General features: G+C 54.9%; 14 protein-coding genes and 1 tRNA gene. 7 read left to right on the top strand and 8 right to left on the bottom strand.

Annotated features, from left to right (window positions below):
* Window positions 1-492 (top strand): Hcp family type VI secretion system effector, encoded by a 492-nt coding sequence (locus tag LZU96_RS18280; protein ID WP_233985512.1) that lies wholly within the window; start codon window positions 1-3, stop codon window positions 490-492.
* Window positions 493-624: 132 nt separating this feature from the next.
* On the opposite strand, the gene LZU96_RS18275 is transcribed toward LZU96_RS18280, so the two are convergent.
* The 7 genes from LZU96_RS18275 to aspA form a co-directional block, all read right to left on the bottom strand.
* Window positions 625-954 carry an Arm DNA-binding domain-containing protein gene (locus LZU96_RS18275; protein ID WP_233985511.1) on the bottom strand — a complete coding sequence of 110 codons (330 nt, stop codon included), beginning with the start codon at window positions 952-954 and terminating at the stop codon, window positions 625-627.
* Between the two features lie 67 nt (window positions 955-1,021).
* Window positions 1,022-1,097: transfer RNA gene (locus LZU96_RS18270), tRNA-Phe, on the bottom strand.
* A gap of 107 nt (window positions 1,098-1,204) precedes the next feature.
* Window positions 1,205-1,783, bottom strand: coding sequence for a division control transcriptional repressor DicD (gene dicD, locus LZU96_RS18265; RefSeq protein WP_233985510.1), 579 nt, complete (start codon window positions 1,781-1,783; stop codon window positions 1,205-1,207).
* Between the two features lie 65 nt (window positions 1,784-1,848).
* Window positions 1,849-3,549, bottom strand: coding sequence for a protein-disulfide reductase DsbD (locus LZU96_RS18260; RefSeq protein WP_233985509.1), 1,701 nt, complete (start codon window positions 3,547-3,549; stop codon window positions 1,849-1,851).
* A complete protein-coding gene (cutA, locus tag LZU96_RS18255; RefSeq protein WP_233985508.1) occupies window positions 3,525-3,839 on the bottom strand; it encodes a divalent cation tolerance protein CutA in 315 nt (104 codons plus the stop codon). The genes LZU96_RS18260 and cutA overlap by 25 nt, the downstream gene beginning before the upstream one ends.
* A 64-nt stretch (window positions 3,840-3,903) precedes the next feature.
* Complete coding sequence (locus LZU96_RS18250; RefSeq protein WP_233985507.1) at window positions 3,904-5,205, bottom strand: anaerobic C4-dicarboxylate transporter; 1,302 nt, start codon at window positions 5,203-5,205, stop codon at window positions 3,904-3,906.
* A gap of 111 nt (window positions 5,206-5,316) precedes the next feature.
* Entirely contained in the window at window positions 5,317-6,753 is a 1,437-nt protein-coding gene (gene aspA, locus LZU96_RS18245; RefSeq protein WP_233985506.1) for an aspartate ammonia-lyase, read from the bottom strand.
* Window positions 6,754-7,081: 328 nt separating this feature from the next.
* On the opposite strand from aspA, the gene LZU96_RS18240 reads away from it, so the two are divergent.
* The 5 genes from LZU96_RS18240 to LZU96_RS18220 all read left to right on the top strand — a co-directional run bounded on the left by LZU96_RS18240 (window position 7,082) and on the right by LZU96_RS18220 (window position 10,795).
* Complete coding sequence (locus tag LZU96_RS18240) at window positions 7,082-7,543, top strand: FxsA family protein (RefSeq protein ID WP_233985505.1); 462 nt, start codon at window positions 7,082-7,084, stop codon at window positions 7,541-7,543.
* 240 nt (window positions 7,544-7,783) lie between these two features.
* Window positions 7,784-8,077, top strand: coding sequence for a co-chaperone GroES (locus LZU96_RS18235; protein WP_003848316.1), 294 nt, complete (start codon window positions 7,784-7,786; stop codon window positions 8,075-8,077).
* A gap of 48 nt (window positions 8,078-8,125) precedes the next feature.
* Window positions 8,126-9,775, top strand: a complete 1,650-nt coding sequence (gene groL / locus LZU96_RS18230) for a chaperonin GroEL (protein ID WP_094122227.1) — start codon at window positions 8,126-8,128, stop codon at window positions 9,773-9,775.
* Window positions 9,776-9,988: 213 nt separating this feature from the next.
* Window positions 9,989-10,144 carry a YegP family protein gene (locus LZU96_RS18225; RefSeq protein WP_233985504.1) on the top strand — a complete coding sequence of 52 codons (156 nt, stop codon included), beginning with the start codon at window positions 9,989-9,991 and terminating at the stop codon, window positions 10,142-10,144.
* Between the two features lie 303 nt (window positions 10,145-10,447).
* Window positions 10,448-10,795, top strand: coding sequence for a DUF4156 domain-containing protein (locus tag LZU96_RS18220; RefSeq protein ID WP_233985503.1), 348 nt, complete (start codon window positions 10,448-10,450; stop codon window positions 10,793-10,795).
* A 53-nt stretch (window positions 10,796-10,848) separates the two neighbouring features.
* Here the strand turns inward: LZU96_RS18220 and epmB are convergent, their stop codons facing one another.
* On the bottom strand, window positions 10,849-11,877 hold the full coding sequence (epmB, locus tag LZU96_RS18215) for an EF-P beta-lysylation protein EpmB (RefSeq protein ID WP_233985502.1): 1,029 nt from the start codon (window positions 11,875-11,877) through the stop codon (window positions 10,849-10,851).
* A gap of 43 nt (window positions 11,878-11,920) precedes the next feature.
* Here epmB and efp point away from each other — a divergent pair, with 43 nt between their 5' ends.
* Window positions 11,921-12,487 (top strand): elongation factor P, encoded by a 567-nt coding sequence (gene efp / locus LZU96_RS18210; protein ID WP_233985501.1) that lies wholly within the window; start codon window positions 11,921-11,923, stop codon window positions 12,485-12,487.
* Window positions 12,488-12,514 lie beyond the last annotated feature (27 nt).

The following is a 12,514-nucleotide window of genomic DNA, read 5'->3' as shown; positions in this document are numbered from 1 at the left end:
ATGCCAATTCCTCCGTATATGTGGCTTAAAGATGACGGCGGTGCAGATATTAAAGGATCTGTGGATATTCAAAATCGTGAAGGAAGTATAGAAATTATAGGTTTAAGCCACGGCATTAACTTACCTGTAGATAATGCTAATGGCAAGATTACAGGAACTCGCCAGCATTCGTCTATGATGATTGAAAAGGACGTCGATAGTTCTACTCCATATCTTTATAAAGCGGCTGCTACAGGTCAGACGCTGAAAAGTGCGGAAATAAAATTTTATCACATCAGCGATGCAGGGCAGGAAGTCTGTTATTATACCGTGTTGATGGAAAACGTAAAAATTACGGGTGTTAACTGTGGTGTGCCTAATGTTAAATTAGCTGGAAATGATAAAATGAATCACGTTGAAAGCGTCAGTTTGCAGTATGAAAAAATAACCTGGCGAATTGTAGATGGCAACGTCCAATATAGTGATGCCTGGAATGAACGAGCAACAGCTTAACAAGCCATCGCTAACATTTTTTGTGGCAATTTCGCGCTACAGCTTTAAACGTAAAATTTCCACGCTCTTCAGCTTTTACAGCCTTTTTGGCTGTAGCGGGCTTTATCCCATTACTCAGCAGCGTTTTCATCTCTATGAGCTTTGTATGAGCTTTGTATGAGCTTCTGAGAGAGATACAGAAGTGTAAGTGCCAGTTGAGAAGAGTTTTTGCTTACCATCATTGTGATAAGCGGCTTGCCAGTATTTGGATACATTCGGATGTCCGGGAAGATACAGCCCTTTGCCATCGGAAATTCTGGTTGGTTTTTCAGAAAGGCTGGCGTTTTTTACTGCAATATCAGTTATTAACTTTATAAAGCAAAACGGACGCCAGATGGCGTCCGTTTCTGAATGACTGGTGCCCAACCCGAAGATGCCGGGAGCATTTTTGCATCGCGCGCCACAGGGATGTGGCGAGGTCATCGAACCTTCGATGACGGGTTCGTTGCCCGGAAACGCAAAAACCCGCCAGAGGCGGGTTCTTTAAATATGGTGCCCGAACCCGGAATCGAACCAGGGACACGGGGATTTTCAATCCCCTGCTCTACCGACTGAGCTATTCGGGCAACGGGGCGCATTAAACCGTAAAGGCCGCCGGGCGTCAACGGCTTTCACCAAAAAACCACGGGAAACGTGACTGATTGCCTGCTTTTCAGTCAAAGCGGGTAAAACCTCAGGCCAGCGCGCCGTTTTTACGGCACAGCGCAATGCTGTAAACATCTTCCGCCAGCCGCTGAGCGGTAGCGACATCCTGCACGTTGCGCTTCACCAGCAGTTTGCTGAGACAGCCTTCCAGAATCAGCTCCATCTGATCGGCCACCATGCTCGGGTTATCCAGCGCCTGTTCCAGCAGAATCTCATGGGTGAACTGCCAGGAGGCGCGCTTCTGCTGCTCCGCCAGCTGATGAATCGGCTGGTCCGGCTGCGGATAGAAACTGCAGGCGGCAATAAACAGACAGCCAGGGAAACGGCCTTTGCTGACGTGTTCGCTTAACACTTCATAGCGCGCCATCAGCTTCTGTTCCGGCGACAGTGCCTCATCCAGCAGGATCTGACGCCGCCAGGTATCAATCTGCTGGGCGTGATAGCGCAGCGCATCGTAGAGCAGGGCGTCACGATCGGGCCAGAACAGCCGGAGCTGTTCGAGCGAAAGGTCGGTCTGGCCCGCCAGGGTTTCCAATGAGAGGGTGGCGGCGAGGCCGTTCTGTTCAAGCACATTCAATGCATGCTCGAGTATTTGTTCACGCTGCAAGTGACTCTCCTCTGGTATGCAGGCCCGGCGTTTTACACCGGGCAATTGCCTGACTCCAGTGTTGTTTATCGGGTGAGTTTCTGCAAATGCGCCTGGAAATCGGCAGCATTGAGAAACCCGGTGATGCGCGAATCAGCAATCTCATGACCCTGCGCATCAAAGAATAAAATGGTCGGTAATCCCAGCACCTGAAGATGCTGCAACAGCGCATTATCGCTAGCGCTGTTGGCGGTGACGTTAGCCTGTAATAGCTGCACCTGGCTCAGGCTATCGCGTACCGCGCTGTCGCTAAAGGTGTATTTTTCAAACTCTTTGCAGGCGACACACCAGTCGGCATAGAGATCGACCATGGTGATGCGGCCATTAGCCTGTTGCAGCGCCGTCTGTAACTGTAGAGGCGTCTGGATGGTCTGGAACGGCAGGTGTGCCACCGTCTGCTGCGCGGTCGGGCCACCAAAAGCCCAGTCCTGTAGTGGACGGGCGCTGATCAGGGCCGCAGCCAGCACGATAATCTGCACCACGCGCCACTTGCCGCTGCTGGCGCGCAGGCTGACGCTGAACGCCCAGCCAAAGAACGCCACGCCCAGCAGGCTCCACAGCCGCAATCCCCATAGCTCGCCCAGCACCCGTTCCATCAGGAAAACCGGTAGCGCAAGGATGACGAAACCAAACCCCTCTTTAACCGTCTGCATCCACGGCCCGCTCTTCGGCAATAGCTTATTGCCAAACAGGGTGACGGCGATCAGCGGTAACCCCATGCCAACCGCATAGAGCCACAGGGTACCGGCACCGGCCCACAGATTACCGCTCTGCGCAATATAGAGCAGAATGGCGCTGAGCGGCGCGGTAGTGCAGGGGGAGCAGATTAAACCGGCCAGCGCGCCCATCAAAAATACGCCGGGCAGCGAGCCGCCCTGCTGGCGATTACTCCACAGGGTTAAGCGGGTTTGCAGGCTGGCGGGCAACTGCAGCGTAAACAGGCCGAACATCGACAGCGCCAGCACGATAAACAGCAGCGACAGCGCCGACAGCACCCAGGGATGCTGCAACGCCGCCTGGAAACGCAGACCGGCAGCGGCCACTACCAGACCCAGCAGGGTGTAGGTCAGCGCCATGCCCTGCACATAGACCATCGCCAGTGCAAACAGCCGGCCAAACGAATAGTGGCGCTGGCCGCCGAGAATAATGCCGGAAATTAGCGGATACATGGGCAACACACAGGGCGTGAAGGCGACGCCAATACCAATCAGCAGCGCCCACAGCGGTGAAAAGGGCAGCGGCGTGGCGGGTGCAGGCGGCGGGCTTACCACCGGCGGGGCGCTACTGGCCGTGACCGGACTCAGCGGAACGGTGCGCGTTTCAGGCGGATAGCAGAACCCGGCAGCGGCACAGCCCTGATAAGTGACGCTCAGCGTGGCACCGCTGGCGGCCTGGAGCAGCGTCACCGGCACCGTCAGATCCTGCGGATAGATCTCACTCTTGCCATAAAATTCATCTTCATGCGGCTGTCCGGCGGGCAGCGTCAGCGGTGCCAGCGTGGCGTTGGCTGGCGTGAGGTGAATCTGCTGACGATAGAGGTAGTAGCCCGATTTGACTTTCCAGTGCAGATTGAGCTGCGCGCCCTGCTGGTCGAAGTCAAAACCAAACGCCTGATTGACCGGCACAAAACGGCTACTGGCGGTGTTGGAAAAAAGGGAAGCGTGCGCCTGCAGGCTGATAAACAGCGCCAGCAGCAGCGTAATTAAGCGAGAGATGCGTGCAGCCATGACAAGTATTCACTGTCTCCATGTTGAACCGGTAGCGCCAGCAGTTCCGGCACCTCGTAGGGATGCGCCTGTTTGATCAGATCGAACAATGCCTGCTGGTGATCGCTATCGCATTTCAGCAGCATCTGCACTTCGCTGCTCTGTTCGAGCTGGCCCTGCCAGAGGTAAAGCGAGGTCGCGCCCGGCAGCAGCGTGACGCAGGCCGCCAGTCTGGCCTCAAGCGCCAGGGTGGCCAGACGTTGCGCCGTCGCCTGATCGGGCGCGGTACAAAGGATAACGACGGCATTCATCGCAATGCTCCTGTTTCAAAGAGCGCCGATGATAGCACGCTCAGACAGCGATGCCGTTATCGGGCTATAGCAGCATCCCGCCGAAGATAAAGCCAGCCATCACCGACAGCGTAATGGCGATCACGCCGGGAATAATAAAGGCATGGTTGAAAACAAACTTGCCAATCCGGGTCGATCCGGTGTCGTCCATCTCCACCGCCGCCAGTAAGGTGGGGTAAGTCGGCAGCACGAACAGCGCCGAAGCCGCCGCAAAGGAGGCGATGGCGGTAAGCGGCGAGACGCCGAGCAGCAGGGCGGCTGGCATCAGCGCTTTGGTGGTCGCAGCCTGCGAATAGAGCAGCATCGAGGCGAAGAACAGCACCAGCGCCAGCATCCAGGGATAGGTTTTCAGGGCATCGCCGGCCAGCATCTGAATATCCGCCAGATGGGCTTTAACGAAGGTATCGCCCAGCCAGGCGACGCCCATCACGCAGATACAGGCGCTCATGCCAGACTTAAAGGTGCTGGCGCTGAGGATCTCGCCGGTATCCAGTTTGCAGCTAAGGCTGATCAGCGTGGCGATAGTCAGCATAAACACCACAATCGCTTCATTGCGCGGCAGCGGCGGATTAACGATCAGCCCAACGCTGGGGCTGGTGGCGGTGGCGTAAAGCACCACGGCGATGATGCCAACCAGAAACAGCAGCACCGATTTTTTTGCGCCCGGTTTCGGCTGATAGACGCTGGCACCGCGAAGTCTGACTTCGCCTTTGGCAAGACGCGCCTGATAAACCTCATCATCTTTAAGCTCTTTGCCAAGGAAGTTGGTGACCAGCGCCGCCAGAAACAGGCCGACCATGGTTGAGGGAATCGCGATAGCCAGCAGCGTAATGTAGCTGACGCCGCGCGGTTCAAGCAGGGTCGCGAAGAATACCACCGCAGCGGAAAGCGGCGAGGCGGTGATGGCAATCTGTGAGGCGACCACGGCGATGGAGAGCGGACGGGAAGGACGCACGCCTTGCTCTTTCGCCACTTCCGCAATCACCGGCAACGTCGAGAACGCGGTATGGCCGGTGCCGGCCAGCAGCGTCATCAGGTAGGTGACCAGCGGGGCCAGCAGCGTAACGTGACGCGGATGCCGGCGCAGCAGCCGTTCGGCCAGGCTCACCAGATAATCCATTCCGCCTGCGACCTGCATGGCGGCGATGGCGGCGATCACCGCCATGATAATTTCGATCACGTCGAACGGGATGGTGCCTGGCGGCAGGCCGAAGCCCAGCGTCAGGATCAGTACGCCCATTCCGCCTGCGAACCCGATGCCGATGCCGCCGAGACGCGCACCCAACCAGATCGCCAGCAACACGACAAGCAGCTCAACCACAAACATGCATCACTCCTGAATATTTAACCTGCGAGAATCTGTTGTGCTGTTTACCAAAGAAAAAGGCACACCGTGTTGATCGCGGTGTGCCTTTAGTTAACCAGCGTGGGTTAAACCTTACTGCTCGTTTTCGTCGGTATAACGTTTCGCTTTATAAACCGGATACATCAGGTTCTGTACCGAGAAAATATCGTCCAGTTCGCTTTCGGTCAGCAGGCCGCGTTCCAGCACCACTTCACGCACGCTCTTACCGGTTTCCGCGCAGATTTTGCCGACGATATCGCCGTTGTGGTGGCCGATGTAAGGATTGAGGTAAGTGACAATGCCGATCGAGTTGAAGACATAGGCTTCGCACACCGCGCGGTTGGCGGTAATGCCGTTGACGCACTTTTCCAGCAGGTTGTAGCAGGCGTTGGTCAGGATGCTGATCGATTCAAACAGCGCCTGGCCGATAACCGGCTCCATCACGTTGAGCTGCAGCTGGCCCGCTTCAGAGGCCATCGTCACGGTGATGTCGTTGCCAATCACTTTGAAGCAGACCTGATTCACCACTTCCGGCACCACCGGATTGACTTTGGCTGGCATGATCGACGAACCCGCCTGCAATTCCGGCAGGTTAATTTCATTCAGGCCAGCACGCGGACCCGAGGAGAGCAGGCGCAGGTCATTACAGATCTTAGAAAGTTTTACTGCCAGGCGTTTCAGTGACGAATGCACCATCACGTAGGCACCACAGTCGGAGGTCGCTTCGATCAGATCTTCCGCCGGCACCACCGGCAGGTTGCTGACTTCCGCCAGACGCTGCACCGCCAGGTGCTGATAGCCATCTGGTGTATTCAGGCGGGTACCGATAGCGGTGGCGCCGAGGTTCACTTCCAGCAGCAGCTCGCCGGTGCGCAGAATGCTTTTGGTCTCTTCATTCAGCAGCACGCTGAAGGCGTGAAATTCCTGACCCAGCGTCATCGGCACCGCATCCTGCAACTGGGTACGGCCCATTTTCAGGATGGTCTGGAACTCATCAGCTTTGCGCTGGAAACCTTCGGCCAGCTGACTGATGCCATCCAGCAGCTTCAGCAGGGAACTGTAGACCGCGATACGGAAACCGGTCGGGTAGGCGTCGTTGGTTGACTGGCATTTATTGACGTGATCGTTAGGGTTGAGGTACTGATATTCCCCTTTCTGGTGTCCCATCAGCTCCAGCCCGATGTTCGCCAGCACCTCATTAGTATTCATGTTAACCGAGGTTCCGGCGCCGCCCTGATAGACATCGACCGGGAACTGATCCATGCAGCGACCGTTGTTAAGCACTTCGTCACAGGCCTGAATGATGGTATTGGCGATGTTACGCGGGATGGTTTGCAGCTCTTTGTTGGCCATTGCTGCCGCTTTTTTGACCATCACCATACCGCGGACAAATTCAGGTATGTCGCTGATTTTACTATTGCTGATGTAAAAATTCTCAATCGCACGCAGAGTATGAACGCCATAATAGGCATCCGCCGGCACTTCGCGCATACCTAACAGGTCTTCTTCGATACGAATGTTGTTCGCCATGATAACCTTCTTGTTGTTGCCGCTAACCATCACAGAGGATGTGTTTATTTCGTCGTGGTGTACCCGTACCGACATTTTATCCGTCTTCATACTGGTGAGCACGATCATATTCTGATGCATCAGAAAAGCACGCATGCAGATCACTTAACGCTGCCGTCAGGTTAACGATATGTGAAGTTGGTTACAAAATTAACCCTGCGGGATAAATTTGACAGGATCGGTTGAAAAAGGCGGCACGGGTGCCCATCTCTTTTCTTATCATCACTGAGATGAACGCTTTCTGCTGATCGGCACGCTGCCGGTCAGCCCTCACTTACAGGAGAGTACGGTGCGCTGGATACCGTTATTAGTCTTTTTTGTCCTGGCCTGGATCGAAATTTCGCTGTTTATTCAGGTCGCGCACGTCATGGGCGTGCTGCTCACCATGCTGCTGGTGATCTTTACCTCATGCATCGGGGTCTCGCTGGTCAAAAACCAGGGCATGAAAAACTTCATGCTGATGCAGGAGAAGCTGGCGCGTAACGAAAGCCCGGCCAAAGAGATGATCAAAAGCGTGTCGCTGATCATCGCCGGTTTCCTGCTGCTGCTGCCCGGCTTCTTTACCGACCTGCTGGGCCTGCTGTTGCTGTTGCCGCCGGTGCAAAAGCATCTGACCCTGAAGCTGATGCCGCATCTGCGCGTCTGGCGCGGTCCGGGCGCCGGACCGGACAGCGGCTATACCATGGATGGCGAGTTCGAGCGCAAAAACAGCGATCGCCTTGAGCACCATGACGATCCCAAAGATCGCTGATGCTGTTATCAGCACGGTAAAACGCAACCTTCGGGTTGCGTTTTTTATTTCCGGCGGCGATCTTTGCGCCAGTTGCTCAAAAAGCCATCACTTATCACATCTGCGTAAAAAATTTGTTGTCCGCCCCCTTGAAAGAGGGTGGCGGCGGCCCTATCTCTCAGGTCACGAGGCCGGAAGCCATGCAGCCCGGTGTTCAACCCCAAAACTGAATGATTGGACTTCTCAAAGGAGAGCTATCAAATGAAAATTCGTCCATTGCACGATCGCGTTATCGTCAAGCGTAAAGAAGTTGAAGCTAAATCAGCTGGCGGCATCGTGCTGACCGGTTCTGCAGCCGGCAAATCCACTCGTGGTGAAGTGCTGGCTGTCGGCAACGGCCGCATCCTTGAGAGTGGTGACGTTAAGCCGCTGGACGTGAAAGTGGGTGACGTCGTGATCTTCAACGAAGGTTATGGCGCGAAAACCGAGAAAATCGACAACGAAGAGGTGCTGATCATCTCTGAGAGCGACATTCTGGCCGTTGTTGAAGCGTAATTTTTTCGCGTAATTCACTGAACGAAACGAATTTAAGGGATATTTAAAATGGCAGCTAAAGACGTAAAATTCGGTAATGACGCACGCGTAAAAATGCTGCGTGGCGTGAACGTACTGGCAGATGCAGTAAAAGTTACCCTGGGCCCGAAAGGCCGTAACGTGGTTCTGGATAAATCTTTTGGTGCACCGACCATCACTAAAGATGGTGTTTCTGTGGCACGTGAAATTGAACTGGAAGACAAGTTCGAGAACATGGGCGCGCAGATGGTGAAAGAAGTGGCCTCTAAAGCGAACGACGCTGCGGGCGACGGTACCACCACAGCGACCGTTCTGGCGCAGTCTATCATCACCGAAGGCCTGAAAGCGGTTGCCGCGGGTATGAACCCGATGGACCTGAAGCGCGGTATCGACCAGGCAGTTATCGCTGCGGTTGAGAAACTGAAAGCGCTGTCTGTACCTTGCTCAGATTCTAAAGCAATTGCGCAGGTGGGTACGATCTCTGCTAACTCCGATGAAACCGTGGGCCAGCTGATTGCTCAGGCGATGGAGAAAGTGGGTAAAGAAGGCGTGATCACCGTTGAAGAAGGCACCGGCCTGCAGGACGAGCTGGATGTGGTTGAAGGTATGCAGTTTGATCGCGGCTACCTGTCACCTTACTTCATCAACAAGCCAGAAACCGGTGCGGTTGAACTGGAATCTCCATTCATCCTGCTGGCTGACAAGAAAATCTCTAACATCCGTGAAATGCTGCCAGTACTGGAAGCCGTGGCGAAAGCGGGCAAACCTCTGCTGATCATCGCGGAAGACGTAGAAGGCGAAGCGCTGGCAACGCTGGTGGTTAACACCATGCGCGGCATCGTGAAAGTGGCTGCGGTTAAAGCACCAGGCTTCGGCGACCGTCGTAAAGCCATGCTGCAGGATATCGCTATCCTGACCGGCGGTACCGTGATTTCTGAAGAGATCGGTATGGAGCTGGAAAAAGCGGCTCTGGAAGATCTGGGTCAGGCAAAACGCGTTGTGATCAACAAAGACACCACCACCATCATCGACGGTGTGGGTGAAGAAGCGACGATTCAGGGCCGTGTAACCCAGATTCGTCAGCAGATCGAAGAAGCAACCTCTGACTACGATAAAGAAAAACTGCAGGAGCGCGTAGCGAAACTGGCAGGCGGCGTTGCCGTTCTGAAAGTGGGCGCAGCGACTGAAGTTGAAATGAAAGAGAAGAAAGCCCGCGTTGAAGATGCCCTGCACGCAACCCGTGCTGCGGTAGAAGAAGGCGTGGTTGCTGGTGGTGGTGTGGCGCTGGTTCGCGTTGCTGCACAGCTGGCCGATCTGCGTGGTCAGAACGAAGATCAGAACGTCGGTATCAAAGTTGCGCTGCGCGCAATGGAATCTCCACTGCGTCAGATCGTTTCTAACGCCGGTGAAGAGCCCTCTGTCGTCGCTAACAACGTGAAAGCGGGCGACGGTAACTACGGTTACAACGCACAGACTGAAGAGTACGGCAACATGATCGACTTCGGTATCCTGGACCCAACCAAAGTGACCCGTTCTGCTCTGCAGTACGCGGCCTCTGTTGCGGGTCTGATGATCACCACCGAATGTATGGTCACTGACCTGCCAAAAGGCGACGCACCTGATTTAGGCGGCGGCGCTGGCGGTATGGGTGGCATGGGCGGTATGGGCGGCATGATGTAATCTGCCGTTGACTGCTTAAGTCATCAGGAACCCCCGATCGGAAACGGTCGGGGGTTTTTCTTTTGGGGCGTCGGCATGTCAGCAGCGGCGAAGAAAACCCATTAACTTTTTTTATGTTGCAGGTCATTGTTTGACCAGTCCGGGATGCTCTAACGTGGTTAACGGAGCATACCGCTCCCTTTGTCACGGACTAACAGAGAGTTAAGGAAAAAAATGAACGATAAATGGGATTTCTATAAGGACGAAGCAGGCAAATGGCGCTGGAGAAGAACGGCATCGAATGGCAACATCACGGGCGCTTCCAGTCAGGGATACGTCAATAAGGATGATTGCGTCGAAAATGCCCGGCGTAATGGCTACAAAGGCTAATTACAGGCTGTAATAGCGTCACCCCCGATCGGAAACGGTCGGGGGTTTTTCTTTTGGGGCGGAAAATAGTATAAGTAGTGGCGCAATCGTTCGTCTTTTCTCTTGATATGTCACACTGTCTGCGAGGGCATCGCTGGATCTACTGGTTAAAATCAGTTCATCAGGATCGGCACGCTTGCCAGGCTGCTGGCGGCATGAAATATTGAGACGATATAACGGGATAGGGCAATGAATGTGCAGAAAGAAAACATCGCTTTCTGCTACGCTGCCACCCGACTCTGATGATAATAAATGGGGATTACAATGCGGATTAACCTCTTGCTCGGACTGACGGCTGGCGCGTTATTGCTGGCGGGCTGTAGCAGCTCTACTCAACTCTCCTCGGCAGGCCAGCGCGTGACTTTTACCGATCAGCAGCCCGGCAGTGAGTGTCAGCTTCTGGGGAATCTTACCGGCTCACAGAGTAACTGGCTGAGCGGTGCAGGTGGAGAGAGCAGCGCCCTGCGCGGTGCGGCAAATGATCTGCGCAACCGGGCAGCGGAAATGGGCGGCAACGTGATCTACGGTGCGACCAGCCCGACGCAGAACCTGCTGTCTGCCTTCGCGCCACTCGACAGCAAAATGACCGGCCAGGTTTATAAGTGCCCGTAATGTAAATCCGGCATGATGCCTTCTTCCGACGGCCGGCCTTGCGCCGGCCGTTTTTATTCCTGCCGCAACTGCAGATCGAGTGGTGTTTTACTCGGTTCGCCGCCAATTTCCCGCGCCAGCTTCGGCACCAGATAACCGGAGACCTGCGACAGCAGCGCCCGCACCAGCTGACGCGCCTCGTCATCAGAGACGTAAAAATGCGCGGCACCCTGTACCTTATCCAGCACGTGCAGGTAATAGGGCAGAATGCCCGCATCGAACAGCGCATTACTCAGCGTCGCCAGGGTCTGTGCATTGTCGTTGACGCCACGCAGCAGCACGCTCTGGTTAAGCAGCGTGACGCTCGCACGTTTCAGGTCACCCATCGCCTCACGCAGCGCGTCGTCAATCTCCTGCGCATGGTTAATGTGCGTGACCATCAGCACCTGCAGCCGCGTTTCGCTCAGCAGCTGACAGAGTGCGTCGGTAATCCGCGCCGGGATCACCACCGGTAAACGACTATGGATACGCAGCCGTTTCAGGTGCGGGATTTTCTCCAGCGCCGCAATCAGCCAGGCGAGCTCATGATCTTTTGCCATCAGCGGATCGCCGCCAGAGAAAATGATCTCATCCAGCTCCGGATGAGCAGCGATATAGTCCAGCGCCGCCTGCCAGTTACGTTTATTTCCCTGATTATCCTGATACGGAAAATGACGACGGAAACAGTAGCGACAGTTGACCGCGCAGCCGCCTTTCACCAGCAATAAAGCGCGGTTTCGGTATTTATGCAGCAAGCCAGGGACAACGTTGCTTTGTTCATCCAGCGGATCGGTGCTATAACCTGGCGCATCGATGAATTCCTGGCGACGGGTCAGTACCTGAAGCAGCAGCGGGTCGTGCGCATCACCTTTCTTCATCCGGTTGATAAACGCATGAGGAACGCGCAAGGCGAAAAGACGCCGCGCATCCGCACCTTCGGCCAGCTCGGTATGCTGATCCAGCGCTAAAATCCGCAGTAATTCATCAGGTTCAGTGACAACATCAGCAAGTTGCTGCAACCAATCTTCTCTGGAAGGTGTTTTTAGGGTTACAATGTGTGCCATTTTTTTGGCTTAGTACCAGTATCAATTTTCGTAGAGGGCCTTCATGGCGACTTATTCTAGCAACGATTTCCGTCCCGGTCTTAAAATCATGTTCGAAGGCGAGCCGTATGCCATCGAATCCAGTGAGTTCGTTAAACCGGGTAAAGGTCAGGCATTCGCGCGCGTTAAAATGCGTCGCCTGCTGACGGGTTCTCGCGTTGAGAAAACTTTCAAATCCACCGACTCCGCCGAAGGCGCAGACGTTATGGATACTAACCTGAACTACCTGTACAACGACGGTGAGTTCTACCACTTCATGCACCCGGAAAGCTTCGAGCAGTTCCAGGTTGAAGAGAAGACCGTCAGCGATGCCGCCAAATGGCTGCAGGATAACGCTGAATGTATCGTTACGCTGTGGAATGGCCGTCCGATCGCCGTTCAGCCGCCGAACTTTATCGAAGCTGAAATCATCGAAACCGATCCAGGCCTGAAAGGTGACACCGCAGGTACCGGCGGTAAGCCAGCCAAGCTCTCAACTGGCGCAGTGGTGAAAGTGCCATTGTTCGTACAAGAGGGCGAAGTGGTGAAAGTTGACACCCGCTCTGGCGAATACGTGTCACGCGTAAAATAAGTGCCGCAGGCGCATCCTCAGATGCGC

Source organism: Pantoea agglomerans (genome assembly GCF_021397715.1).
Taxonomy (GTDB): domain Bacteria; phylum Pseudomonadota; class Gammaproteobacteria; order Enterobacterales; family Enterobacteriaceae; genus Pantoea; species Pantoea astica.
The sequence above is the reverse complement of the archived record's forward strand: the minus strand, read 5'-3'. Positions and strand labels throughout refer to the sequence as shown.